Source organism: Curtobacterium sp. UNCCL17, assembly GCF_000686685.1.
Lineage (GTDB): Bacteria > Actinomycetota > Actinomycetes > Actinomycetales > Microbacteriaceae > Curtobacterium > Curtobacterium flaccumfaciens.
On record NZ_KK366002.1, the window covers coordinates 628,637 to 652,430 of the forward strand.

Sequence of the window (23,794 nt, forward strand, 5' to 3'; positions counted from 1 at the left end):
ATCAGGTTCAGGTGAGGTGGTGTTCGTGGGCGTAGATCGCTGCGGCGATGCGGTTGCGGAGGCCGAGCTTGGTGAGGACTCCGGCGACGTGGGTCTTGACAGTGACCTCGCCGATGCCGAGCCCCGCGGCGATCTCGGCGTTCGACTGGCCCTTCGCGACGAGGAGGAGCACCTCGTTCTCACGCTGGGTGAGGTTCGGGAGTGCGCGCCCGTCCGGTGCCTGCAGCGGCCCGGTGGGGAGTTGCGGTGCGAAGCGGTCGAGAAGGAGCCGCGTGATGCGGGGCGCGGTCACGGCATGGCCGGCAGCGACGGCGCGGACGCCCGCGAGGAGCTCGGCGACCGGCGCGTCCTTCAACAGGAATCCGCTGGCACCGGCACGGAGCGCCCGGTAGGCGTACTCGTCGAGGTCGAAGGTGGTGAGGATCAGGATCTTCGCGTCGGGGTCATCGACGAGGAGTCGTCCGGTGGCTTCGAGGCCGTCCATGCCGGGCATCCTGATGTCGAGGAGGATCACGTCCGGGCGAAGTGCGTTCGCCCGACGGATGGCGGTCAGCCCGTCCGGGGCCTCGCCGACGACCGTGATGTCCTCTGTGTCGTCGAGGATGAGCCGGAACCCCATCCGGATGAGGGCCTGGTCGTCGACCAGGAGCACGCGGATGGTCATGCTCGTGCTCTTCCTGGCTGGACGGCGAGGGGGATCGAAGCAGCGATCCGCCATCCGCGGGTGCCATCGGGTCCCGCATCGAGGATGCCGCCGAGCTGGGTGACGCGTTCTTCCATCCCGACCAGCCCGAAGCCTCCGGCTTGGGTCTCGAGCGTGCCTCCGGTGCCGTCGTCCTCGATGCTGAGGACGAGCTCGTCTCGCGAGCCCGTGATGGTCACGGTGAACGTGGTCGCACTCGCGTGCTTGAGGGTGTTCGTGATGGCCTCCTGGGTCACCCGGTAGACGGCGACCCCGATCGCTGCCGGAACTCGGTCGACGGCGCCGTGGGTCTGCAGTGTGGCGCGCAGCCCGGCTGCGGTGACGAGTTCGAGCAGCGCCGGTACCCCGTCGATGCTTGGCGTGGGCAACAGTCCATCGTTCGCTCGGATCGTCCCGACCGCGTGACGGGTGTCGGCAAGGGCCGTGCGGGCGGTGCGTTCGATCAACTCGACGGCCTCGTCCACGCGCTCTGGTTGCCGAGTCGCCCTGCCGGTGCTGGCCGCCGCGAGGGTGACGATCACGGCGAGGCCGTGGGCGATGACGTCGTGCATGTCCCGCGCGATCCGGTCGCGCTCGTCGGCGACCGCGAGCAGCGTCTGCTGTTCACGTTCACGCTGTGCCCGAGCGCTCTGCTCCTGCAGAACCGCGACCACGCGGCGGTGGTTGCGGACCGAGGCACCGCAGGCGGTCGCCGCGAGGACGAACACGGTGAGGACGGTCAGCATCTCGGTGACGTGGAGCCCGTGCGGCCACGTGACGGACGCGGCCACCGCACCCACCTCGGCGATCCCGACCGCGACCGCGGTGTCCCGCACCGGGCGGTGGGCGGCGACCGTCGCCAGCGCCACCAGCACGCTAGCGTCCGCAGCGAGCTGCACCCCGATCGACCACTGCACGGCAGCGACGACGCTGATGCCGAGGAAGACAGCCATCGGCCATCGTCGACGCACACTCAGCGGCGCGATCATCGCCAGCGACAGCGTGACGTACGCCACGAGCAGCGGGTCACCGGCCCGGGCGTGGAAGACGAGCTGCGGTGTCACCGCGACGGCGAGAGCACCGGCGATGACGGTATCCGCGACGACAGGGTGCGCCCGCCACCACTGCCGCACCGTGCGGTCGTGACCGAGGACCATCACATTCCGCTGCCGTCGAAGAACGCGGCCAGGGCGGGTGCCGTGTTCGCGACAGTCGACAGGTTCGCCAGGAGCACGATCCCGAGGAACAACAGCATCCCGGGGAGCAGGATCCCACCGCCGGCGAGCACCCGGCGGAGACGCCGATCGGCCTTCGGGGTCCGGGCCCGCTGCACCCAGATCGCCGCTGTCCCGGCGACGACCACGACGATCGCGGCAACCGCGGTCACGACGAGCGCCGCGTGGTAGCGGCGGAAGTCCTCGATGAGCGCGGCCAACGGCGGGGTCATCGTCCCGGACGCGAGCTCACTGCGGACCTGGAGCACCGAGGCGCCGTCCATCGGGAGGAAGGTCAGCACAGATGACAGCGGCGCCACTGCACCCTGCACGTTCGCCATCACGACCAGCAGCACGACCGGGGCGATCGGAGCGCCCAGGACACCGACCAGGAACAGCCCGAAGCAACGCCTCCGCGATCGTGCCCGTGCGAACGCGGTCCAGGCACGTTGCCCGACCGGGACCAAGACGACCAGCAGGGCGACCGCGACGATCGCCTTCACGATGTGGAACACGGTCCAGTACGACACCGCGCCGGCCAACGGCGAACTCGACGTCCGCCCGGACCCCACCCACTTCGCGAACCCCGAGGCCACGGCTCCGGGAAGCGCCGCGACGGACAGGTGTGTCCCCGAGGCCCAACCGGCGATCGCCGCCGGCCAGACGACCACTGCGATCGTCAGCGCTCCTGCCAACGTGAACCAAACCACCCCACGGCGATCCACAGTTGCCGGCGTGTTCGTCATCGTCATCATCACCCTCCACCACGTCGGGCGCATCCCGACGAGACAACGGTAGGGAGCGCGACCACACCGCCGCGTCCTCCCCGGACACGAGGTATGACGTCGGCGAACCTCCTCCTCGAGGAGGACCCGGCGGACGGAACCTGCGCGTTCCAGACGCCCGGCACCGGTTCCGGGGTTCAGTCGCGGACGACCTCGTTGATCGCGGCCCAGCCGAGCGTCGGCGGTACCGAGACGACAGCACCCGGCGCACCGAACATCTGTGCAGCCCAGTCGCCGGCGACGCTGTACGCGGCTTCGGCGATGGCCGATCCCGCGCGGACCCGGCTCGCCCCCGCCCGTGCGAGGTCACCGACCGACAGGGTCCCGGGCCCGAACGCGACGTTGAGGGGCAGCTCGATCGCGTCCACGAGCATCGAGATCGTGGCGGCCGACAGCGCTCCGAGCACGAAGACGCCACTGGCGCCGGCACTGGCGTAGGCGGTCGCACGGGTGAGCGTCGCCTCCGCCCAGCCGTCGCTGCCGGGCGCGCCCAGCAGGTGCGTGTCGATCCGAGCGTTGACGAAGAGTGGGATGCCGGCGTCATCCGCAGCCTGGCGGGCTGCGCGGATGCGGTCCTCCTGTTCCGCCACCGGACGGAGAGAATCCTCGATGTTCACGCCGGAGACGCCCAGCCCGAGGAACGCGGACACGGTCGAGGCGACGTCGCCCGGTGTCTCGCCGTACCCGCGCTCGATGTCGGCGGTGAACGGGACGTCGACTGCCGCCGCGATCGGCCGCACGGCGTCCAGCGCGCCGTCCCGGGTCAGATCGTTGCCGTCCCGGTGACCGCGTGACCAGGCGACACCGGCGCTCGTCGTCGCGATCGCACGCGCTCCGGCCGAGAGGACAATGCGTGCGGACGCGATATCCCACACGTTCGGCAGGACGACCGGTGCCCCGGGGACGTGCATCGCGGTGAAGGTGCGCGTGCGCTCGAGGTGCGTGCTCATCGTGCAATCTCAGCACACCGGCTCAGAACGGCCAGTCCGACGGGTGGGTCAGCGGCACTGCCACGATCTGCACGTCGTCTTGGTAGGCGATCCGTCCAGGGCTGTTGGTCCGCAGCTCCACCCACGCGACTCCGTACCGGTCGAGCAGGTCGAGGTAGTCCGCGCTCATCGTGAGCAGGGCCGTGGCACTCGTCCGGAACCAGGATCGCGCTCCTGGATTGCGTGCCTCGTCGAAGAGCCGCGTCTCCACGGTCGAGGGGTCCACGTACAGCCCCTCTGCTCGCTGGTTCGCGGCGACCAGCCAGCGGTCGTCGGTGTCGGAGAGAGCTCCGGCCGCGCGCAGACCGTTGGCCAGCGCGAAGATCCCGGGGAAACGACCACGCCGGTTGGGCACCGCGCTCTGGTAGCGGACGAAGTCGGTCACGGTCCGAAGCTAGCCCCGTCACGGTCGTGACCGCATGACTGGGCGTGGGCGCCAAGGCAGGCCCACGTCGTCGACGTGCGCCACGACGGACTGGAGGCCCGTGGCGGCGCCGCCACGGGCCTCCAGTCCGGTGGTCCCACGTCGTCAGCCCGGACGCGCGTTCCGGCCGACCACTCGCGTCAGTCGGCGCGCGGTTCCGCGGGGACGGCGCCGGTGGCGGCGTGTGCGGGGTCGGCGACCTCGGTCGACGGCTCGTCGGTGCCACGGACCCGGCCGATGACGTCCATCACGTGGTAGACGACGATCGCGGCGATCGTGCCGACGATGATGCCGCCGAAGCTCGCCTGGCCGAAGCGGAACGTGAAGTCGGCGATGCCGATGATCAGGGCGATGCCGGCCGTCAGCTGGTTCTTCGGCTTCGAGAAGTCGACGCGGTTCTCGACCCAGATGCGGATGCCGATGACGCCGATCAGGCCGTAGAGCGCGGTGGTGGCGCCGCCGAGCACGCCGGCCGGCACCGAGGAGATGACGGCGCCGATCTTCGGCGACAGACCGAGCAGGACGGCCGCGATGGCGGCGACCCAGTAGGCGGCGGTCGAGAAGACGCGAGTGGCGGCCATGACGCCGATGTTCTCGCCGTAGGTGGTGGTGGCGGAGCCGCCGCCGACGCCCGCCAGCACGGTCGAGATGCCGTCGGCGAAGAGCGCGCGACCGGTGAGCGGCGTGAGGTCACGGCCGGTCAGCTGCCCGACGCCCTTGACGTGGCCGACGTTCTCGGCGACCAGTGCCAGGACGACCGGCACGAACGCCAGGTAGATCGCGAGCTGCGAGGGGTCGAACGCGGGAGCGGTGAACTCCGGCAGACCGATCCACGGTGCTGCGTCGACCTTCGAGAAGTCGACCTGGCCGCCGATGAGCGCCGCGACGTAGCCGACGAGCACACCGATGACGATCGACAGGCGGCCGATCAGGCCCTTGAACAGGACCGTGACCAGGATGATCGCCGCCAGGGTGATGAGCGCGATGACCGGGGCCGCCGTGAAGTTGTCGCGGGCCGCCGGAGCCAGGTTGAAGCCGATCAGGGCGACGATCGCGCCGGAGACCACCGGGGGCATCAGCCGGTCGATCCACCCGGCGCCGGCCAGGTGGACGACGAGCCCGACGATCGCGAGCAGCGCACCGACGACGATGATGCCGGACAGGGCGAGCGGGATGCCGCCGATCTTGGTCGCCGCACCGATCGGGGCGATGAACGCGAACGACGAGCCGAGGTAGCTCGGCAGGCGGTTGCCAGTGATGAGCAGGAACAGGATCGTGCCGATACCGCTGAACAGCAGCGTCGTCGACGGCGGGAACCCGGTCAGCAGCGGCACCAGGAACGTGGCGCCGAACATCGCGACGACGTGCTGCACCCCGAGGCCGATCGTCCGGGGCCAGGTGAGCCGTTCGTCGGGTGCCACGATCGTCGTCGCGGAGACGGTCTTGCCGTCTCCGTGCAGCTTCCACGGAAGTCCCATGCGATGACCGTACCGGCAGCCATGCGCCGGTGACGACCCGGATCGACCTGCCCCATGGGGTCGGTGGCTATCGTGGACCGCATGACCGACGTCGCACGTGCCTCCGGCATCCACACTGACGAACTCGACCCCGCGGTGCGCCCCCAGGACGACCTGTACCGCCACGTGAACGGGACCTGGATCGAGGCGACGCCGATCCCCGACGACAAGGCCCGGTACGGCTCCTTCACGGTGCTGGCCGAAGCCGCCGAGATCGCCGTGCGCGACATCATCGAGCGCTCGCAGCAGGCCGCCCCCGGCACCGAGGAGCGCAAGGTCGGTGACCTCTTCACCTCGTTCACCGACGAAGCCCGACTCGAGGAGCTCGGCACCGCACCGATCGAGCACCTGCTCGCCGAGATCACCGAGATCCAGTCCGTGCCCGAGGTCATCGCCGCCGTCGGCCGCTTCGAGCGCGTCGGCCTGCCGAGCTTCCTGCAGCTCTTCGTCGACAACGACCCGGGCGACCCCGAGTCCTACGTCGTGTTCCTGGAGCAGTCCGGCCTCGGGCTGCCCGACGAGTCGTACTACCGCGAAGAGCGCTTCGCCGACATCCGCGAGAAGTACCGCGAGTTCGTCGCGGCGATGTTCCCGCTCGCCGGCCTCGACGACGGCGGTGCCCGCACCGAGCACGTCATCGCGCTCGAGACGGCGCTCGCCGCCCAGCACTGGGACAACGTCACGACCCGCGACAGCCAGAAGACCTACAACAAGCTGCCCTGGGCCGAGGTCGCCGCGCTCGCGAAGGGCGTCGACCTGCAGACCTGGTGGCAGGCCATCGACGCCCCGGCCGGCGCGTTCGAGACCGTCGTGGTGCGCGAGCCCTCGTTCATCACCGGCCTGGCCGACCTGCTGAACGACCAGCCGCTCGAGGTCTGGAAGGACTGGCTGCGCTGGCAGGTCATCCGTGGCTCCGCCGCGTACCTGACGAGCGCGTTCTCGGCCACGAACTTCTCGTTCTACGGCACCGCACTCACCGGCGCGCCCAAGCAGCGCGACCGCTGGAAGCGCGGCGTCTCGCTGGTCGAGGGCGCGATGGGCGAGGCCGTCGGCCGCATCTACGTGCAGGAGCACTTCGACGAGACCTCGAAGGCCAAGATGGACGACCTCGTCGCCAACCTGGTCGAGGCGTACCGGCAGAGCATCACCGCGCTCGACTGGATGACCGACGAGACCCGTGCCCGTGCGCTCGACAAGCTCGACAAGTTCACGCCGAAGATCGGCTACCCGGTGAAGTGGCGCGACTACTCGGCGCTGCCCGTCCGGGCCGACGACCTGGTCGCGAACGTCCGCGCGGTCGCCTCGTTCCAGGTCGACCGCGAGCTCGGCAAGATCGGCAAGCCGATCGACCGCGACGAGTGGTTCATGACCCCGCAGACGATCAACGCGTACTACAACCCCGGCTTCAACGAGATCGTGTTCCCGGCCGCCATCCTGCAGTTCCCGTTCTTCGACGCGAACCGCGACGCCGCCGCGAACTACGGCGCGATCGGTGCCGTCATCGGGCACGAGATCGGCCACGGCTTCGACGACCAGGGGTCGCAGTACGACGGCGACGGCAAGCTCGAGAACTGGTGGACCGAGGCCGACCGCGCAGCGTTCGAGGAGCGCACGAAGGCCCTCATCGCCCAGTACGACGCCCTGGTGCCGACCGAGGTGCCCGACAGCCACGTGAACGGTGCCCTGACGATCGGCGAGAACATCGGTGACCTCGGTGGCCTGTCGATCGCGTGGAAGGCGTACCTGCTGTCGCTCGACGGCCAGGAGCCCCCGGTCGTCGACGGCCTCACCGGTGCCGAGCGCTTCTTCCTGAGCTGGGCACAGGCCTGGCGCATGGCGATCCGCCCGGAAGAGGCGGCTCGTCTGCTGAGCATCGACCCGCACTCGCCCAACGAGTTCCGCTGCAACCAGGTCGTGCGGAACATCGACGTCTGGTACGACACCTTCGGCGTGACCGAGCAGGACGCGATGTACCTCGACCCCGCCGAGCGCGTCGCGATCTGGTGATGACGGAGCCGGACGCGGCCCGGTCGTCGCGCCGCCGGCGACCGGACGACCGCCCAGCCGGTGGCGGCCGCGGTCGTGGGCGGCACAGCGGCCGGTCCGACGACCGCTTCACCGCCACCACCGAGGCCCTCGGCACCCTCGCGCTCGAGGGCGCCGGGGTCAGCGCCTCGGTGATCGACACCTCCAGCGGCAAGGCCCTGCTCGCGATCGACGACACCCTGGTGCAGCCGGTCGCGAGCCTGGGCCGCGTCCTGCTGCTCATCGAGGTCGCCGCCCAGCTCGAGGACGGCCGCCTGCACGGTGACCGACTGCAGCGCATGGCCCGTGACACCGCGACCGGTGCCGGCCTGTGGCAGTTCCTGCAGGAGCCGACCATGCAGGTGCCCGACCTGGCGACCCTGGTCGGGGCCACCGCCGACGCCTGGGCCATGAACGCACTGCTGTCGACCGTGGGCATCGACGCCGTCCGCGAGCGTGCGGAGTCCCTGGGCATCGAGCGCACGGCGTTGATCGACCGTGTGCGGGACCGCCGCGGACCGGACGACGCCCCCGACGCCTCCGTCGCACCGACCGGCGAGCTGTCGTGGGTGATGCGCGGACTGGCGCTCGGCGAGGTCGTCGACGAGGCGGTGTCGAACCGGGTGCTCGGATGGTTGTCCCTGGCGAGTGACCTGAACCTGGTCGCCGGGTCCTTCGGGCTCGATCCCCTGGCACACCGTGCGCTCGACCACGGGCTGCAGGTCGTCGCAGTCACCGGGTCGAGCACCGGTGTGCGGGCCGAGGCGGGGATCCTGCGGGGGCCCGGGTCGTCGGTCAGCTACGCCGTGACCGTCACGTTCGACGACGCCTCGTTGCAGCGGCGGTTGGCCGTCGTCGAGGCGCTGCGGACCATGGGCACCGAGGTGCTCGAGGCGGTGCACGCCCCGGCTCGTCGCTGAGGAGCATGATTCTGGGCATGACCCGGTACCTGATTTCCTTCGACGAGGGCACGATGGTGTTCCCCATGGCCGACCTACCGGCCGTCTCCGAGGCGTCGCACGCCGTCGTCCGACAGGCGAAGTCCGCCGGTGTGTGGGTGTTCGGCGGCGGGATGCTGGAAGCGTCGGGCGGCGCGGTCGTCGAGACCGACGGCACCGTCCGCGATCCCGCCACACGCCCCGGTAAGGACACCTTCATCGGGGGTTTCTCGGTGATCGAGGTCGAGAGCCGGGCAGATGCACTGGCCTGGGCCGCCCGAATCGCCGAGGCCTGCCGCTGTGCGCAAGAGGTGCGCGAGATCATGGACGACCCCGAGTCCTGACCGCGTGTGGTCAGGGGGCGCCGCCGAGCGCGGTCGCCACGGCTGCCGCTGAACGTGTCCGTGCGCGAGCCCCCATGCGTCCGAGTCCAGGAAGGGCGTCGTGCCGCACGGAATCGGTCGCGAGACCCATCAGTGCTCAGCGCAGGAGCACGAAGGAGCGCAGCGGCTGCGGTCCGATGTCGTGGGCCTCCACGAAGCCACGTGACTCGTAGAACGCCCGCTGGCCCGGCTCGTCGTCGGTGAGCAGGATCGTTTGGCGAACGCCGGCGTACCGCTGCAGGACGGCGTCGAGCAGTGCGCCGCCGATGCCGGACCGATGCGCGGACGGCAGGACCAGGACGTCCTGCACGTACATGATCGTCACCCCGTCGGAGACCGTGCGGAGCAGGCCGAGCAGGTGTCCGTCGCCGTCGCGGGCGGTCAGCACGGTGTGCGAGCCGGCGATCGCCGCGGTGAGGACTGCGGGGTCCCGCGTGTACGCGGTCCACCCGACGGCGTCGTACAGCGCCACCAGCTCATCGGTGTCCGGGCGTTCGTCGCTGATCGTGGTGGTCACGGTGCCCATCGTGCCCGAGCTCAGGGGGATGCGCGCGCCCGGCGAGTCGCGACCACGCCGCGTTCGTTCCCCACATCGACGTGATCAGGTCGGGGGGAAACCCTCGATCCGCGAGGTCGACTGCGGCGCCGCGAGGATGTGGAACCCGCCGCCCTCATCGCCGTCGAACAGCTGCCAGCCCTCGACGAAGGGCTCGCCGCTCTGCCCGACAGTCGTCGTTGAACGTCCGACCGCTACGAGGTCGCCTGCTCCTCCGGCACGAACGCCTGCCCGGACTGCAGCGAGGTGCCGATGGATCCCCACGCGTGGAACCACTGCGTGGACGGTGCGACGAGGACCCCTGTTGCGGCGATCATCGTGCCCGAGACGTGCGGTCGCGAGGCAGCGGGAACTCGAACGGGGCCCACCGATGGTGCGGCGGGCCCCATTCGGGCGGAACTGATGGTGCCTTACTGGTAGGTGAGACCGGTCTTGACACCGACCGCGACGACGAACGCGAGTCCGACCGTGAGAAGTGCTCCGATGACCACACCACCGAGGGCAAGGCCATCGTTCGGATTGCCCGAGCGCTTCACCTGTACAAGTGCGACGATGCTGACGACGAGGCCGACCACAGGAGTGACGATCGCCAAGATGAAGCCGACAACGGAGAGCGCCGGGGTCTTCTGGTGCGCGGGTGCACTTGATCCTGTCGTCATTGCATCCTCCTGGTCAGGCTCGCGATTGATCGTTCTGGTTGCGTCGGCTCGGTTGCAGCGGAAGCAGGCTACACGTTGATGAGGCCCTTCACGCAGCCCCAAGCGCCAGCCTTGACGACCTGGATCGCCACCTTCTTGGCGTTCCCCTTACTGAGCTTGCCCTTCGTCAGGTACTTCGCGATCCCGATGCCGGCCCCCTTGTAACACGCAAGCTCGGCCTTGCCTGGTGTCTTGGATTTCGCGAGCGTGACGATGCAGTCCTTGTAGCTCTGCGGCTGGTTCTTCCCCTTTGACGGCTGGTACAGACCAGCGCACAGCGATTCCAAGCTGTCGATCGCGTGGGCGGGCGCCGGCGCGGCAACGACCGGAACGGTGACTGCCGCAGAAGCCGCGATGACGCCTGCCAGTGCCAGTGCCATGCCTCTGGACCGGACGTTCGAAACGATGCTCATGGTGTTCCCCCTCGTGATTGCACCGCAGACTTGCGAAGCGCTGCAAACGTACAGAGCAGCGTCACGTGCATCTCATCACGTTGGTGTATTGCGAAACATAGAAGAAGACGCTAATCGCGCGCAAACAAAACCGTGAGGCCGGTTGTCCCGCATGCTTGACGACCTCGTGAAGTTCCGACCATCGGATGATCTTGTGCGCCGCGTGTCGTCCTCGCCTCGGCCAGCGCGATCGCCTGGAGAACCCTCAACGGGTTGCCGTCCTGCACACGCGGTCTGGACGGTGACCAACCCGGTCACGACGAGCAGGAGCGTCGATCGGGTGCCGACAGCCACCGAACGCCGCATCCGGCTCGGTCGGCGTCCAGGGACCACGGGCACACTCCGAGGCAAGCAACCCGAGCAGCGGAGGTCGGACATGACGGGCAAGCACGAACAGGCACGAGGCGACGAAGGTCGCGCGGACGGGGTCGAACCCCGCGCCGGAGCCTTCACGGACAGCGAGATCCCGGGCGAGGAGCACGTCGAGTCGACGGAGCCCGTCGGCGAGTTCGTCTCGAGCGACATCCCCGGTGAGACGCGTCCGACCGGAGCCGGACCCGACGGCGAGTACGTCGATTCGGACATCCCCGGCGAGGCCGAGCCGGCCCAGAACGGCGAGGTCGGCGAGTACACCGACACCGACAAGGTCTGACGAACCCGAGCGGAAGCGAGCCCATGCTCAAGGATGAGTACTCATCCTTGAGCATGGGCTCCTCTGCGTTGTCGCTCCGCGCCTGACGGTCAGTCGATGAGCTCCGCCGCCACCAGGCGGCGGAGCGTCTCCACGCCCGCGGGCGGGCAGCGGTCCGCGTCGGCGGAGGTGACCCACTCGACCTCGTCCACCTCGGCGGAGGCGACGGGCGTGGCGGAGTCCAGCGGGCCTCCCGGCCGGACCAGGAACAGCGTCATCGCGACCATGGTCCCCGGAGCCTGCCCGTGGGCGGGCTCGAGCACGACGCCGAACGGGTCGACGTCGTCGGCGGTGAGCCGCAGGCCGGTCTCCTCGTACGCCTCGCGCACGGCGGCCTGGACGTCGGTCTCGTGCGGCTCCGCCTTGCCGCCGGGCAGGTAGAGCACGTCGCGCGCCCGGGCGCGCACCATCAGGACGCGTCGGTCACGCACCAGCAGGAGCGCACTCACGCGCAGCGTGGGTGGTTGCGGAGCGGTCTGGAGGCTCAGCTCGCGTCCGCCTGGTCGTCGCGATCCGAGGCGGTCGGGTCCAGTGCCGTGCGGTCGGCCAGCGGGACGACGGGCGACGGCAGCTCCGGCTCGGCCGCGGGCCGGACTCCGTACAGGGAGTCGATCGCCCCGACGAACTCCTCGCCGCGACCGGCGCGACCGAGCTCACGAGCGCGGACCGAGGGACGGTGCAGCAGGACGCCGACCAGGTGCCGGAGCGCCCGCTCGGTGTGCTCGACGGACTCGCCGTCGGCGTCCGCGCGGCGCTTGGCCCGCTCGATCTCGTCGTCGAGGATGTCGAACACGTGCTTGCGGAACGCCACGAGCGCCGGGGTCGTCGACTGCTCCATCGCCTGGGCGCGGAACCGGGACACGGCGTCGTCGACCATCGCGCGGGCCTCGGACTCGGCGTTCAGCTCGGAGATCGGGGCGTGGATGCTGATCGTCTCGAGGTCGAGCAGTTCGACGCCGTCGACGCCGGCGGCCGCGGGGTCGACGTTGCGGGGGAGCCCGAGGTCGATGACGATGCGGCGGACCCCGTCGTCGAGGTCGGCCGGTGCGACGACCGGGACCTCGCTCGAGGTGCAGGTGATCAGGACGTCGCTCTCGCCGATGGCCTGGCGCAGGTCGCGGGCGGCGACGAGGTCGTGCTTGGCGGCGAACCAGGGTGCCCGGCCCGAGGGCGAGAACACCTGGATGTTCGTGGCGCCGCGGTCACGCAGTGCGGCGATGGTGGTGGCCGCGTAGCTGCCGGTGCCGACGAGCAGCACGCGGGTGCGGGCCCAGTCGGTGACCCGCGACGAGGCGAGTTCGAGGCCGAGGCGCACGAGCGACCGGCCGGCGGCGCCGATGCGGGTGCGGGTCTTGACGCCGCGTGAGGTGTGCGCGGCCTCTTGGAACAGGCGCTCGAGGTCCGAGGTGGTGGTGCCGTTCGACCGGGCGTCCTCGAGCGAGCGACGGACCTGCCCGGAGATCTCGGTCTCGCCGACGACGACGGACTCGAGTCCGCTCGACACGGCGAACAGGTGCTGCACGACGTCCTTGCCGTCCAGCACGTTGACGGAGTCCAGGACCTCGGTGGCGTCCAGGTCGCTCGCGGCGGCCACGGCCTGCACGGTGGCAGAGACGGCGGAGTCGCTCTCGTCGCCCGCGATGTCGAGGTACGCCTCGAAACGGTTGCAGGTGGCGAGCACCACGGCACCGTCCAGGACGCCGGCATCCGTGACGAGTCGGCTGGCTGCCGCGGGTGCACCGATGCTCAGTCGCTCCAGGAGATCGAAGCTGGCGTTGCGATGCGACGCCGTGAGACAGATGAGCACGTAGTCAATGGTAACGCGCTCGATGGGAGAATCATCCGGTGACCGAAGCGACGACCACATCCCTCCCCGACTCCCACCCCCTGGCATCAGGGCGGACGAGTGGTTCCCGCCTGGTACGGGCCCTGCGGGGTGACCGTCCGGAGACGCTCCCGGTGTGGTTCATGCGGCAGGCCGGACGGTCCCTTCCGGAGTACCGGGAGCTTCGGATCGGCACAGCCATGCTCGACGCGTGCCTCGACCCGGAGATGGCGTCGGAGATCACCCTGCAGCCGGTCCGCCGGCACGGGGTCGACGCGGGCATCTTCTTCAGCGACATCGTCGTGCCGATCAAGCTCGCCGGTGTGGACGTCGAGATCGTGCCCGGTCGTGGACCGGTGCTCTCGTCGCCGATCCGCACCCCCGCCGACGTCGACGCCCTCGAGCAGCTCGACCCCGCGGCCCTCGCCCCGATCGAGCAGGCCGTCCGACGCACGGTCGAGCAGCTCGGCGACACCCCGCTGATCGGCTTCGCGGGGGCGCCGTTCACCCTCGCCGCCTACCTGGTCGAGGGTGGCCCGTCCAAGGACCACATCCGCGCCCGCACGCTCATGCACGCCGACCCCGAGACCTGGTCGCGGCTGCTCGCCTGGGCCGCCGAGGTGTCCGGGATGTTCCTCCGGGCACAGGTGCTCGCCGGGGCCTCGGCCGCGCAGCTCTTCGACTCGTGGGTCGGGTCGCTCTCCCGCGCCGACTACGTCCGGTCCGTCGCACCGCACTCCGCCCAGGCGATGTCGCACGTCGCCGAGCTCGGGGTGCCTCGGATCCACTTCGGCGTCGGCAGCGGCGAGGTCCTGGCCGACATGACGACCTTCGGCACGGACACCGTCGGCGTCGACGCGGTCGGTGTCGACTGGCGTCTGCCGCTCGACCAGGCGGTCCAGCGCGTCGGCACCGGCGTCAGCGTGCAGGGCAACATCGACCCGGCGATGCTCTCGGCGCCGTGGGATGTCCTCGAAGCGCACGTCCGCGACGTCGTCCGTCGGGGCGGTGCCGCACGGGCCCACGTCGTGAACCTCGGCCACGGGGTCCCGCCCGAGACCGACCCGGCCGTCCTGACCCGGGTGGTCGAACTGGTCCACTCGCTCGGCGACGGCCGCGCGGACGACGGTGCAGCGCAGGCCGGAGCCGACGCGTGACCGACGTCGTCGTGGTCGGCGGCGGGGTCGCCGGGCTCGTCACCGCCCGTGACCTCGCCAAGGGCGGCGCCCACGTGGTGCTCGTCGAGTCCTCGGGCGGGCTCGGCGGCATGATCCGTCGGCACACCGTCGGCGGGATCGACCTGGACATGGCGGCGGACTCCTTCGCCACCCGCACGGACGCCGTCGGCCGCCTGGCGATCGAGCTCGGGCTCGGCAACGATGTCGTCGCCCCTGACCCGCGCGGCGCCTGGCTGATGACCCGCGACGGCCGGACCTCCCCGATCCCGACGACCGGGCTCCTCGGCATCCCGAGCACCCCGATGGCCGCCGACGTGCTGGCTGTGGTCGGCCAGAAGGGCAGCCTGCGCGCCCAGATGGACTCGCTGCTGCCCGCACCGGTGGGCGCCAAGGCCTCGTCGCTCGGCGAACTCGTCCGCCGGCGCATGGGGGAGCGGGTGCTCGACGACCTCGTGGTGCCGATCGCCGGTGGCGTGCACTCCACGCACCCCGACCAGCTCGACCCCGACCGGGTGGCTCCGGGCCTGCGTGCCGCACTGCTCCGCGAGGGCTCACTCGCCCGGGCCGTGCTGTCGCTGCGGGCGCGCGCGGCCGCCGGCACCCCGGTGCAGGGGATCCGCGGTGGGACGGTGCGCCTGGTGGACGAGCTCGTCGCCGACATGGAGACCTACGGGGTCGACGTCCGGCTGCACACCCGGGCAACCCGCATCGAGGCGCACGCGGTCGAGGTCGTCAGCGCCGACGGCTCCACCGAACGGCTGCCGGCCCAGCACACCCTGTCCTCCGTTGCCGACCCGGAGCGCACCGCAGCCCCCGACCGGACGGGCATCCAGCTCGTCACGCTCGTCGTCGACCAGCCGGAGCTCGATGCCGCCCCGCGCGGCACCGGGATGCTCGTGCACCCCGACGCCCAGGCGGTGGCGGCGAAGGCCCTCACGCACGCGACCGTGAAGTGGCCGTGGCTGGCCGACGTGGCGGACGGACGCCACGTCCTGCGGCTCAGCTACGCGACCACCGGGACGGACCCTGCGGGCGTCGCCACGAGCCTCCCGGTCGACCCGACCGACCCCGTCGGCAGCCGCGCGCTGCAGGACGCGTCCACGCTGCTCGGTGTGCCGATCACGGCCGACCGCGTCAGCGGCGCCGCACGCGTCGGCTGGTACGGACCGGACCTGGCCGCGGCCGGGTTGGCCGAGGGCGTCGTCGGCATCGGTGAGGCCTCGACCGGACGGGGCCTGGCGGGCATCATCGCCGCCGCTCGGACGGCAGCCGACGAGATCCTCGGTTCCTGAGCGGACCGCGCAGCCCCTGAGGGCTACTGTTGGTGAGACCGCCGGACGTATTCCGTTCGGTGCATGACCACCGCACAACCAATGCACGGAGGAATCGCACATGCGCGGAAAGCTCCTGTTCGTCGCCGGCGCCGCACTCGGGTACGTCCTGGGATCGCGAGCCGGACGGGCGCGGTACGAGCAGATCAAGACCGTCAGCGGCAAGGTCTGGAACAGCAACGGCGTCCAGAAGGGCGTGCACGTCGCCGAGGACTTCATCGCCGACAAGACCCCGGACGTCGCCGAGTTCATCGGTGAGACGACCAAGAAGGCCGTCCGCAAGGTCGGCCAGAAGAAGGACACCACCACCTCATGACCGACACCCGCGATCGCAAGTCGCGTTCGCTGTTCGGCCTGGTCGGCGACGTCCCGAAGCTCGTCAAGGGCCTGGTCAAGGGCGAGATCGACCTGCTCAAGGCCGAGATGCTCGCGAAGGCGAAGATCTTCGGCCTCGCAGCCGGTCTGCTGGTCGGTGCGCTCGTCGTCGTGCTCTACGCGATCGGCGTCCTGCTGACCGCAGCCGTGATGGGCCTCGCGACCGTGATGCCGGCGTGGCTGGCCGCACTGGTGGTGGCCGTGGTGATGCTGATCATCGCCGCGATCCTCGGCCTGATCGGCTGGAAGCGCCTGAAGAAGGGCCTGCCGATCATGCCGAAGCGCACGATCGCCAGCGTCAAGGACGACATCAACGCGGTGAAGGGCCTCGGCAAGAAGCCGACCCCGCCGACGCAGTACGGCAGCCGCAAGCCGGACGTCGACGGCCGCTCCTGAGCGCCGACAGCCCCGACAGCCGCACCACCGACGGAGGAACCGTGACCGACCCGCACGACGATCTCGCTGCTCGCGTCGCCGCGACCCGCGCCCAGCTGTTCGACACCCTCGACGCGATCGAGGACAAGCTCAACGTCCCGAAGCAGATCGGGATCGCGGCGTCGAAGTTCAAGCGCGGTCTCGACGAGAAGCCGGTGCCCTACCTGGCCGGTCTCGCAGCCGGCGTGGCGGTGGTCGGGGGTATCGTCGTGATGGTGCTCCGACGGCGGTAGACCGCCCGAGCGCGGTCCACCGGGGGCGGGGCGGCCAACACCCTGGCAACCGATAGGACAATGGATCCATGAGCTCCGACGCGCCCACGAACACCGGGCTCGTGCCCGCGCACGACCACCCCCACACGGAACCCGCCGAGACCGGTCACCCGGACTCCGGGATCGACCCGAACCTGCTGACGGCCTACGCCCTCTGGGCAGTGTTCCGCCGGCCCCTCGGTCCGGTCCACCGCGTCGGCGACGACGCCGTGGCCGAACTCGACACCGTGATCGCCAGCGCCGCCGAGCGCGGGGTCACGATCCGTGGCTTCTACGACGTCTCGGCCTTTCGCGCCGACGCCGATGTCATGGTCTGGTTGCACGGCGACGACGCGCAGGCCATCCAAGCCGTGCTGCGCGAGATCCGTCGCACCGGCCTGTTCCAGGACGCCGAGCCGGTCTGGCACGTGATGGCCATGCACCGCGAGGCCGAGTTCAACAAGCGGCACACCCCCGCGTTCCTGCGCGGCAAGGACCCCGAGGCGTGGATCACGGTGTACCCGTTCGTCCGCTCCTACGAGTGGTACCTGCTGCCGGAAGAGGAGCGCTCGAAGATGCTCCGCGACCACGGCGTCGCCGGCGCGAAGTACCGCCGCGTGCTCACGAACACCATCGCGACCTTCGCCCTGAGCGACTACGAGTGGATCCTGCCGCTCGAGAGCCCGGACCTCGTCGACCTGGTCGACCTGATGCGCGATCTCCGCTACACCGAAGCGCGCATGCACGTGCGCGAAGAGGTCCCCTTCTTCACGGGTCGTCGCGTGACGACCGCCGAACTCCCGGAGGTGCTGTCATGACCGACACCAGCATGATCACGAACGGCCAGGTCCTCGCCGCCACCCCCGCGGCGGCGTCCGGTCCCGAGCACGTCGAGACCCCGACCGCCTACGACGCGATCCTGCTCGCCGGTTTCGGTGGCCCCGAGGGCCAGGACGACGTCATCCCCTTCCTGCGCAACGTCACCCGCGGCCGTGGGATCCCGGACGAGCGTCTCGAAGAGGTGGCGCACCACTACCGCCACTTCGGCGGCGTGAGCCCGATCAACGCGCAGAACCGTGCGCTCAAGGCCGCGCTCGAGGCCGAGCTGGCGTCGCGCGGCATCGACATGCCGGTCCTCTGGGGCAACCGCAACTGGGAGCCCTACCTCGAAGAAGCCTTCACCGAGGCGGCGGACAAGGGCTACACGAAGCTCGTCGCCATCGCCACGAGCGCGTACTCGTCGTTCTCGAGCTGCCGGCAGTACCGCGAGGACTACGCCCGCGTGCTCAACGAGACCGGTCTGATCGACACCATCCAGATCGACAAGATCCGCCAGTTCTTCGACCACCCGGGCTTCGTCCGCCCGTTCATCGACGGCGTCCGTGACGGCATGGCCCGCGCGATCGCCGAGAACGAGGGCCTCGACGTCGCGACCGAGCTGCAGGTGCTCTTCTCGACGCACTCCATCCCCTCGACCGACGCCGCCCGCTCGGGCCCCGACTACCGCGGGTTCGACGAGCACGGCGCGTACGAGGCGCAGCACCTGGCCGTCGGCGAGGTCGTCCTCGACCAGGCCTGGGCCGAGCTCCTCGAGCAGCCCGAGCACGCCCACCTGCAGGGCACGTCGAAGCCCGCCTGGAAGCTGGTCTACCAGTCGCGCTCCGGCCCCCCGACGCAGCCGTGGCTCGAGCCCGACATCAACGACTACATGAACGAGGACCTCAAGGGCGGCCCGACGCGTGCCGTGCTGATCGTCCCGCTCGGCTTCGTCAGCGACCACATGGAGGTCATGTGGGACCTCGACGAGGAAGCCACCGAGACCGCCGGTGAGCTCGGCTTCTGGTCGCTCCGCACGCAGACCCCCGGCATCGACCCGGCCTACGTGTCCGGTCTCGTCGACCTGGTGCTCGAGCGGGTCAACGGCACGCCCAAGGCCGAGCGCCCGCACATGACCGACATCGGCCCCTGGTACGACGTGTGCCGTCCGGGGTGCTGCGAGAACGTGCGAGCGGGGTTCAAGCCCGCCGCCGCGGGCGTCGCTCCGTGACCGACAAGACCGTGAACGACCCCAGCGCCACCGGGCCCGACGGCCCGACCCCGATCCGGCTCGGCACCCGTGCCAGCCGGCTCGCGGTCGCGCAGTCGCAGGACGTCGCCGACCGCCTGGCGAAGGCGGCCGGTCGCCCCGTCGAACTCGTCACCGTCACGAGCGAGGGCGACACGAACCGTGCCTCCCTGGCGTCGCTCGGCGGCACCGGTGTCTTCGCCAGCGCCCTGCGTGAAGCGCTCGTCGCGGGCGAGGTCGACGTGCTCGTGCACTCGCTCAAGGACCTGCCGACCGCGCCGTACCCGGGCCTGACGATCGGTGCCGTGCCGAAGCGTGCGGACGCCCGTGACGTCCTCGTCGCCCGGAACGGCGCCACCGTCGACACCCTGCCCGAGGGTGCGAAGGTCGGCACGGGTTCGCCTCGCCGTGCCGCGCAGCTCCGTGCGCAGCGCCCCGACCTCGACGTGGTCGACATCCGCGGCAACATCGACACCCGCCTCGGCCGGGTGGACGACGACCTCGACGCCGTGGTGCTCGCCGCCGCCGGCCTCGGGCGCATCGACCGCCTCTCGGCCGCCACGGAACTGCTCGACCTCGGCTTCTGGCCCAGTGCTCCCGGACAGGGCGCGCTCGCGGTGGAGATCCGCTCGGACGAGACCGACCGTGGGCTGCTCGCCGCACTCCGCAAGATCGAGCACGCCCCCACCCGCCTGACGGTGACGGCCGAGCGCGAGGTCCTCGCCAAGCTCGAGGCCGGCTGCTCCGCCCCGATCGGTGCGACGGCCGTCGTGGACGCCGAACTGCTGCTCGTGTCCGCGACCGTCTACCGCCCCGACGGCACCGAGTACCGCACCGCGTCGCACGCGGCCGTGCTCGACGGGTCGGCGCAGGAGCGTCTCGACGAGGCGCTCGCAGTCGGCGGCCGCGTGGCGACCGAGCTGCTCGAGAACGGCGCTGCCGACCTCGCCGACCTGGCGACCACCGTCGCCGAGGACACCACGGACGGGCCGTACACAGCGGGTCCCGGCCTCGCGACGCCGGCCGAGTAGGCGGTCACCACGGAACCCTCCACCACCGCGACGGACGAGGCGCGACCCCCGGTCGTCCTCGTCCCGCGTGGCGGTGCGTGGGGGGACCGGGTCGCCGAAGCGGCGCGGGCCCGAGGGCTCGCGCCCGTCGTCGTCCCCCTCATCACGGACGCTCCGCCGTCCGATCCCTCCGCACTCGACGCTGCGGTCCGCCGCCTGGTCGCCTCCGGTGCGGTCGGGAGGAACGGATCACCGAATTCCGTCGGTGACCGAACCCCTGTGGCTGGTTACGCATGGGTGGTGGTGACCAGTGCGACGGCCGTGACGGTCCTGTCGGAACGCGTGGCGGGCCTCCCGGCCGGGGTGCGCGTCGCTGCGGTCGGCGAGCCGACCGCCCGTGCCGCGCGCGCTGCGGGCTGGGTCGTCGACCTGGTGCCGACCGAGACGTCCGCAGCCGGCCTGGTGCAGGAGTTGCCGGACACCGACGGCACCGTGCTGTTCCCCCGCTCCGAGATCGCGGCACCGACGCTCGTCGACGGCCTCCGTGCCCGCGGCATCGACGTGGACGACGTGGTCGCGTACCGTACCGTGGGGACCGGCGACGAGCCGATCACCCTCGAGACGGCGCCCGCTGCGGTGCTCGTGACGAGCGGCAGCGTCGCCCGCGAGATCGCCCGCCGGATGACCCCGCTCGACCCCCGCACCATCGTGGCCTGCATCGGCCCCGGGACCGCGACCGACGCCCGTGCGGCCGGACTGCCCGTGCACGCCGTCGGACGCACCCGGTCCGCAGAAGCCCTGCTCGACGCCGTCGTCGAGGCACTGAACCCAACCACCCCCCACCAGGAAGGTCACCCGTGACTGGACGCTTCCCCCAGGTCCGCCCCCGTCGGCTCCGCGCCACCCCCGCGATGCGACGACTCGTGGCCGAGACCCGGCTCCACCCGGCCGAGCTCGTGCTGCCGATGTTCATCCGCGAAGGCGCGACCGACGCCGTGGACATCTCGAGCATGCCGGGGGTGCAGCAGCACTCCCTCGACTCGTTCCGCCGCGCGCTGGTCGACGCCGCGTCGGTCGGTGTGGGTGGCGTGAACCTGTTCGGCGTGCCGACCACGAAGGACGCCGAGGGCTCCGGCGCGACCGACCCGGACGGCATCCTCAACGTGGCGATCCGCGTCGCTCGCGAGGAGGTGGGGGATGCCCTCGTGGTGCAGTCCGACCTGTGCCTCGACGAGTTCACCGACCACGGACACTGCGGTGTGCTGGCAGCCGACGGCTCCGTCGACAACGACGCCACCCTGCTGCGCTACCGCGACATGGCGGTCGCGCAGGCCGAAGCCGGTGCCGAGCTCGTCTGCATGAGCGGCATGATGGACGGCCAGATCGCCGCCGCACGTGACGCCCTCGACGGCGCCGGGCACAGCGGCACCGCGCTGCTCGCCTACGCCGCCAAGTACGCCTCGGCGTTCTACGGACCCTTCCGCGAGGCCGTGTCGTCGTCGCTCGTCGGCGACCGCCGCACGTACCAGATCGACGCCGCGAACGGTCGGCAGGGGCTCCGCGAGGTCGAGCTCGACGTCGACGAGGGCGCCGACATCGTGATGGTGAAGCCCGCGATGAGCTACCTCGACGTGCTCGCCGAGACCGCGGCCACCTCGCCGGTCCCGGTCTGGGCGTACCAGATCTCCGGCGAGTACGCGATGATCACCGCAGCAGCGCAGAACGGGTGGATCGACCGCGACGCCGCCGCGATGGAGTCGCTCGTCGGCATCAAGCGCGCCGGTGCCGACGCGATCCTGACCTACTTCGCCGTCGACATCGCGCGGAAGCTCAACGAGGAAGCGGGCCTCCGCACCTCGGGCAGCACCGCGGACGTCGCCGGCATCGCCTCGACCGGGAAGGCCCCCGAATGACCACGAACGACCAGCTGTTCGGCCGTGCCAAGAACGCGATCCCGGGTGGTGTGAACTCCCCGGTCCGCGCCTACGGGTCGGTCGGTGGCACCCCGCGGTTCCTGGTGTCCGCGAAGGGCGCCTACGTCACCGACGCCGAGGGTCGCGAGTACGTCGACCTCGTCGCGTCGTGGGGCCCCGCGATCCTCGGGCACGCGCACCCCGGCACGGTCGAGGCCGTGCAGCAGGCCGCCGCGCGCGGGCTGTCGTTCGGGGCGTCGACCCCCGGTGAGACCGAGCTTGCCGAACTCGTGAAGCAGCGGGTGTCGGTGGACGGCGACGGCCCCATCGAGAAGCTCCGGATGGTGTCGACCGGCACCGAAGCCACGATGACGGCGATCCGGCTGGCCCGCGGCTACACCGGTCGCGACCTGCTCGTGAAGTTCGCCGGGCACTACCACGGGCACTCGGACTCCCTGCTGGCCGAGGCCGGCTCCGGCGTCGCGACCCTGGCCATGCCGGGCAGTGCGGGCATCACCGCCGAGACCGCCGCGCAGACCCTCGTGCTGCCGTACAACGACCTCGATGCCGTCCGCCGGGCCTTCGACGAGCACTCCGAGCGCATCGCCGCCGTCATCGTCGAGTCCGCCGCGGCGAACATGGGCGTCCTGGCACCGGAGCGCGGCTTCAACCGTGCCCTGGCGCAGATCACCCGGTCGCACGGGGCGCTGCTCATCGTCGACGAGGTCCTGACCGGGTTCCGCGTCGGAGCGGCCGGCTGGTGGGGCCTCGAGGCGTCGAAGGTCGTGCCGGACGGTGCCGGGTGGAAGCCCGACCTCATCACGTTCGGCAAGGTCATCGGCGGTGGTATGCCCCTCGCCGCACTCGGCGGTCGGCGCGAGGTCATGGACTTCCTCGCCCCGCTCGGGCCGGTGTACCAGGCGGGAACCCTGTCGGGGAACCCGTTGGCCGTCGCCGCCGGCATCGCCACGCTGCGGGCCGCGACGCCGTCCGTGTACGAGTCGCTCAATCGCACGGCTGCGGTCATCTCCGCGGCCACGTCGGACGCCCTGTCTGCCGAGGGCGTCGCCCACACCGTGCAGCGCGCCGGCAACCTGTTCTCGTTCGCGTTCACCGAGCAGGCGCCGCGGAACTACGACGACGTGCGGGCGCAGGACGTGTTCCGCTACGCGCCGTTCTTCCACGCGATGCTCGACGCCGGGGTGACCCTGCCGCCGAGCGTCTTCGAGGCGTGGTTCGTCACGGCCGCGCACGACGACCGCGCGGTCGGACGGATCCTCGACGCCCTGCCCGCGGCCGCGAGGGCTGCTGCCGCCGCGACCGCGTGACGGGCGCGGAGGCTGCTGCCGCCGCGACCGCGTGACGGGCGTCGGGGCTCAGGAGCAGTCGGCCTTCGTGAAGGTCGTGTCGACGGTCTTCGACGAGCCCTCGAACTTGTAGGTGTACCGCATGTCGACGTCCTCGTCGAGGAGCTTCTTCGTCTCGCTGTTCGAGCAGAGGTTCGGCCCGACGGCGTCGCGGATGGCCCCCTCGGTGATCGAGGCCGGGTCGACGTTCGCCGACACCGTGTAGTCGTAGTGGATCGCTGCGCCCTCGGCCTCGATCCCGGTCCACGTCGTGACGGAGTCGACCTGCTTGGGCAGGTCGCTCTGCTCGCGGATCTGCTCGACGGCCTTCGAGACCTTCTCTTCCGTGGAGTCGCTGAAGGCCGCGTTGAGGCCCTGACGGACGAGGAACGCCACCACCACGGCGACGACGACGCCGAGCACCGAGATCAGGACGCGCTTGCCGCGGGACGACGACTTGGGCGGGGGTGCGTAGGGAGCGGCTCCGGCCGGGGCCTGGTAGGGCTGGCCGGCGGGCGGCTGCTGCTGCTGCGCGTACGGCTGGCCGGCGGGCTGCTGCTGCTGCGCGTACGGCTGGCCGGCGGGCTGCTGCTGGGGCTGGCCGGCGGGCTGCTGCGGGTACTGCTGGCCGGTCGGCTGGCCCGTGTTCGGCTGCCCGTCGTTCGGCTGCGGCTCGGACCCCGGGTAGGGCGGCGGCGTGTTCGTCATGGT

At 71.0% G+C, this 23,794-nt stretch carries 28 protein-coding genes; 15 read left to right on the forward strand and 13 right to left on the reverse strand.

Features of this window, described 5'->3' with window-relative positions:
* Window positions 1–7 precede the first annotated feature (7 nt).
* The 6 genes from BR70_RS0116845 to BR70_RS0116870 form a co-directional block, all read right to left on the reverse strand.
* Window positions 8–664, reverse strand: a complete 657-nt coding sequence (locus BR70_RS0116845; RefSeq protein ID WP_027467013.1) for a response regulator — start codon at window positions 662–664, stop codon at window positions 8–10.
* On the reverse strand, window positions 661–1,839 hold the full coding sequence (locus BR70_RS21500; RefSeq protein WP_051597045.1) for a sensor histidine kinase: 1,179 nt from the start codon (window positions 1,837–1,839) through the stop codon (window positions 661–663). The genes BR70_RS0116845 and BR70_RS21500 overlap by 4 nt, the downstream gene beginning before the upstream one ends.
* On the reverse strand, window positions 1,839–2,606 hold the full coding sequence (locus tag BR70_RS21505) for a hypothetical protein (RefSeq protein WP_155896915.1): 768 nt from the start codon (window positions 2,604–2,606) through the stop codon (window positions 1,839–1,841). The genes BR70_RS21500 and BR70_RS21505 overlap by 1 nt, the downstream gene beginning before the upstream one ends.
* Before the next feature lie 212 nt (window positions 2,607–2,818).
* Window positions 2,819–3,631, reverse strand: coding sequence for an isocitrate lyase/PEP mutase family protein (locus BR70_RS0116860; RefSeq protein ID WP_027467014.1), 813 nt, complete (start codon window positions 3,629–3,631; stop codon window positions 2,819–2,821).
* A gap of 22 nt (window positions 3,632–3,653) precedes the next feature.
* Window positions 3,654–4,055, reverse strand: coding sequence for a hypothetical protein (locus tag BR70_RS0116865; protein WP_027467015.1), 402 nt, complete (start codon window positions 4,053–4,055; stop codon window positions 3,654–3,656).
* 179 nt (window positions 4,056–4,234) lie between these two features.
* On the reverse strand, window positions 4,235–5,572 hold the full coding sequence (locus BR70_RS0116870; RefSeq protein WP_027467016.1) for a uracil-xanthine permease family protein: 1,338 nt from the start codon (window positions 5,570–5,572) through the stop codon (window positions 4,235–4,237).
* An 81-nt stretch (window positions 5,573–5,653) separates the two neighbouring features.
* On the opposite strand from BR70_RS0116870, the gene BR70_RS0116875 reads away from it, so the two are divergent.
* The 3 genes from BR70_RS0116875 to BR70_RS0116885 are packed head-to-tail and all read left to right on the forward strand — an operon-like array spanning window position 5,654 to window position 8,918.
* Window positions 5,654–7,618, forward strand: coding sequence for a M13 family metallopeptidase (locus BR70_RS0116875; protein ID WP_027467017.1), 1,965 nt, complete (start codon window positions 5,654–5,656; stop codon window positions 7,616–7,618).
* Window positions 7,618–8,556: a serine hydrolase gene (locus tag BR70_RS0116880; protein WP_027467018.1), complete on the forward strand. Its 939-nt coding sequence runs from the start codon at window positions 7,618–7,620 to the stop codon at window positions 8,554–8,556. Before BR70_RS0116875 ends, BR70_RS0116880 begins: the two co-directional genes overlap by 1 nt.
* Window positions 8,557–8,573: 17 nt before the next feature.
* Window positions 8,574–8,918, forward strand: coding sequence for a YciI family protein (locus tag BR70_RS0116885; protein WP_027467019.1), 345 nt, complete (start codon window positions 8,574–8,576; stop codon window positions 8,916–8,918).
* Between the two features lie 136 nt (window positions 8,919–9,054).
* Here the strand turns inward: BR70_RS0116885 and BR70_RS0116890 are convergent, their stop codons facing one another.
* The 4 genes from BR70_RS0116890 to BR70_RS0116910 all read right to left on the reverse strand — a co-directional run bounded on the left by BR70_RS0116890 (window position 9,055) and on the right by BR70_RS0116910 (window position 10,624).
* A complete protein-coding gene (locus BR70_RS0116890) occupies window positions 9,055–9,474 on the reverse strand; it encodes a GNAT family N-acetyltransferase (RefSeq protein WP_155896916.1) in 420 nt (139 codons plus the stop codon).
* Window positions 9,475–9,707: 233 nt separating this feature from the next.
* Window positions 9,708–9,830 (reverse strand): hypothetical protein, encoded by a 123-nt coding sequence (locus BR70_RS23885; RefSeq protein ID WP_269319960.1) that lies wholly within the window; start codon window positions 9,828–9,830, stop codon window positions 9,708–9,710.
* A 93-nt stretch (window positions 9,831–9,923) separates the two neighbouring features.
* Entirely contained in the window at window positions 9,924–10,172 is a 249-nt protein-coding gene (locus BR70_RS23415; RefSeq protein WP_155896917.1) for a DUF4190 domain-containing protein, read from the reverse strand.
* A gap of 68 nt (window positions 10,173–10,240) precedes the next feature.
* Complete coding sequence (locus BR70_RS0116910; RefSeq protein ID WP_027467021.1) at window positions 10,241–10,624, reverse strand: hypothetical protein; 384 nt, start codon at window positions 10,622–10,624, stop codon at window positions 10,241–10,243.
* Window positions 10,625–11,039: 415 nt separating this feature from the next.
* Between BR70_RS0116910 and BR70_RS0116915 the strand changes: the two genes are divergently transcribed.
* Entirely contained in the window at window positions 11,040–11,315 is a 276-nt protein-coding gene (locus BR70_RS0116915) for a hypothetical protein (protein WP_027467022.1), read from the forward strand.
* Between the two features lie 89 nt (window positions 11,316–11,404).
* Here the strand turns inward: BR70_RS0116915 and BR70_RS0116920 are convergent, their stop codons facing one another.
* Window positions 11,405–11,803: an NUDIX hydrolase gene (locus BR70_RS0116920; RefSeq protein ID WP_081827431.1), complete on the reverse strand. Its 399-nt coding sequence runs from the start codon at window positions 11,801–11,803 to the stop codon at window positions 11,405–11,407.
* A 35-nt stretch (window positions 11,804–11,838) separates the two neighbouring features.
* Window positions 11,839–13,161, reverse strand: a complete 1,323-nt coding sequence (locus tag BR70_RS0116925) for a glutamyl-tRNA reductase (RefSeq protein ID WP_027467024.1) — start codon at window positions 13,159–13,161, stop codon at window positions 11,839–11,841.
* Window positions 13,162–13,199: 38 nt separating this feature from the next.
* On the opposite strand from BR70_RS0116925, the gene hemE reads away from it, so the two are divergent.
* From hemE to hemL, 11 genes are all read left to right on the forward strand, one after another.
* Window positions 13,200–14,336: a uroporphyrinogen decarboxylase gene (gene hemE / locus BR70_RS21515; protein WP_051597048.1), complete on the forward strand. Its 1,137-nt coding sequence runs from the start codon at window positions 13,200–13,202 to the stop codon at window positions 14,334–14,336.
* Window positions 14,333–15,649, forward strand: coding sequence for a protoporphyrinogen/coproporphyrinogen oxidase (locus BR70_RS21520; protein WP_035809331.1), 1,317 nt, complete (start codon window positions 14,333–14,335; stop codon window positions 15,647–15,649). The genes hemE and BR70_RS21520 overlap by 4 nt, the downstream gene beginning before the upstream one ends.
* Before the next feature lie 100 nt (window positions 15,650–15,749).
* A complete protein-coding gene (locus tag BR70_RS21525; RefSeq protein ID WP_017887727.1) occupies window positions 15,750–16,004 on the forward strand; it encodes a hypothetical protein in 255 nt (84 codons plus the stop codon).
* On the forward strand, window positions 16,001–16,459 hold the full coding sequence (locus tag BR70_RS0116945) for a phage holin family protein (RefSeq protein WP_027467025.1): 459 nt from the start codon (window positions 16,001–16,003) through the stop codon (window positions 16,457–16,459). Before BR70_RS21525 ends, BR70_RS0116945 begins: the two co-directional genes overlap by 4 nt.
* 41 nt (window positions 16,460–16,500) lie before the next feature.
* Window positions 16,501–16,731 (forward strand): DUF3618 domain-containing protein, encoded by a 231-nt coding sequence (locus BR70_RS0116950; protein ID WP_027467026.1) that lies wholly within the window; start codon window positions 16,501–16,503, stop codon window positions 16,729–16,731.
* Between the two features lie 68 nt (window positions 16,732–16,799).
* Complete coding sequence (gene hemQ, locus BR70_RS0116955) at window positions 16,800–17,567, forward strand: hydrogen peroxide-dependent heme synthase (RefSeq protein ID WP_231495721.1); 768 nt, start codon at window positions 16,800–16,802, stop codon at window positions 17,565–17,567.
* On the forward strand, window positions 17,564–18,796 hold the full coding sequence (locus BR70_RS0116960) for a ferrochelatase (protein WP_027467028.1): 1,233 nt from the start codon (window positions 17,564–17,566) through the stop codon (window positions 18,794–18,796). The genes hemQ and BR70_RS0116960 overlap by 4 nt, the downstream gene beginning before the upstream one ends.
* Complete coding sequence (gene hemC / locus BR70_RS0116965; RefSeq protein WP_231495722.1) at window positions 18,793–19,845, forward strand: hydroxymethylbilane synthase; 1,053 nt, start codon at window positions 18,793–18,795, stop codon at window positions 19,843–19,845. Before BR70_RS0116960 ends, hemC begins: the two co-directional genes overlap by 4 nt.
* Before the next feature lie 258 nt (window positions 19,846–20,103).
* Entirely contained in the window at window positions 20,104–20,685 is a 582-nt protein-coding gene (locus tag BR70_RS21530) for a uroporphyrinogen-III synthase (RefSeq protein WP_269319961.1), read from the forward strand.
* Window positions 20,682–21,737, forward strand: coding sequence for a porphobilinogen synthase (gene hemB / locus BR70_RS21535; RefSeq protein WP_258372698.1), 1,056 nt, complete (start codon window positions 20,682–20,684; stop codon window positions 21,735–21,737). Before BR70_RS21530 ends, hemB begins: the two co-directional genes overlap by 4 nt.
* Window positions 21,734–23,065 (forward strand): glutamate-1-semialdehyde 2,1-aminomutase, encoded by a 1,332-nt coding sequence (hemL, locus tag BR70_RS0116980; RefSeq protein ID WP_027467030.1) that lies wholly within the window; start codon window positions 21,734–21,736, stop codon window positions 23,063–23,065. The genes hemB and hemL overlap by 4 nt, the downstream gene beginning before the upstream one ends.
* 48 nt (window positions 23,066–23,113) lie before the next feature.
* Here hemL and BR70_RS23660 read toward each other — a convergent pair whose 3' ends face one another.
* Window positions 23,114–23,791 (reverse strand): hypothetical protein, encoded by a 678-nt coding sequence (locus tag BR70_RS23660; protein WP_051597051.1) that lies wholly within the window; start codon window positions 23,789–23,791, stop codon window positions 23,114–23,116.
* Window positions 23,792–23,794: the final 3 nt, after the last annotated feature.

Bases quoted from the DNA above. Each gene is read 5' to 3' on its own strand.
- BR70_RS0116845 (WP_027467013.1), bottom strand. From the start codon at position 664: ATGACCATCCGCGTGCTCCTGGTCGACGACCAGGCCCTCATCCGGATG.
- BR70_RS21500 (WP_051597045.1), bottom strand. From the start codon at position 1,839: ATGGTCCTCGGTCACGACCGCACGGTGCGGCAGTGGTGGCGGGCGCAC.
- BR70_RS0116860 (WP_027467014.1), bottom strand. From the start codon at position 3,631: ATGAGCACGCACCTCGAGCGCACGCGCACCTTCACCGCGATGCACGTC.
- BR70_RS0116870 (WP_027467016.1), bottom strand. From the start codon at position 5,572: ATGGGACTTCCGTGGAAGCTGCACGGAGACGGCAAGACCGTCTCCGCG.
- BR70_RS0116875 (WP_027467017.1), top strand. From the start codon at position 5,654: ATGACCGACGTCGCACGTGCCTCCGGCATCCACACTGACGAACTCGAC.
- BR70_RS0116880 (WP_027467018.1), top strand. From the start codon at position 7,618: ATGACGGAGCCGGACGCGGCCCGGTCGTCGCGCCGCCGGCGACCGGAC.
- BR70_RS0116885 (WP_027467019.1), top strand. From the start codon at position 8,574: ATGACCCGGTACCTGATTTCCTTCGACGAGGGCACGATGGTGTTCCCC.
- BR70_RS23885 (WP_269319960.1), bottom strand. From the start codon at position 9,830: ATGATCGCCGCAACAGGGGTCCTCGTCGCACCGTCCACGCAGTGGTTC.
- BR70_RS23415 (WP_155896917.1), bottom strand. From the start codon at position 10,172: ATGACGACAGGATCAAGTGCACCCGCGCACCAGAAGACCCCGGCGCTC.
- BR70_RS0116910 (WP_027467021.1), bottom strand. From the start codon at position 10,624: ATGAGCATCGTTTCGAACGTCCGGTCCAGAGGCATGGCACTGGCACTG.
- BR70_RS0116915 (WP_027467022.1), top strand. From the start codon at position 11,040: ATGACGGGCAAGCACGAACAGGCACGAGGCGACGAAGGTCGCGCGGAC.
- BR70_RS21525 (WP_017887727.1), top strand. From the start codon at position 15,750: ATGCGCGGAAAGCTCCTGTTCGTCGCCGGCGCCGCACTCGGGTACGTC.
- BR70_RS0116945 (WP_027467025.1), top strand. From the start codon at position 16,001: ATGACCGACACCCGCGATCGCAAGTCGCGTTCGCTGTTCGGCCTGGTC.
- hemQ (WP_231495721.1), top strand. From the start codon at position 16,800: ATGAGCTCCGACGCGCCCACGAACACCGGGCTCGTGCCCGCGCACGAC.
- BR70_RS0116960 (WP_027467028.1), top strand. From the start codon at position 17,564: ATGACCGACACCAGCATGATCACGAACGGCCAGGTCCTCGCCGCCACC.
- hemL (WP_027467030.1), top strand. From the start codon at position 21,734: ATGACCACGAACGACCAGCTGTTCGGCCGTGCCAAGAACGCGATCCCG.
- BR70_RS23660 (WP_051597051.1), bottom strand. From the start codon at position 23,791: ATGACGAACACGCCGCCGCCCTACCCGGGGTCCGAGCCGCAGCCGAAC.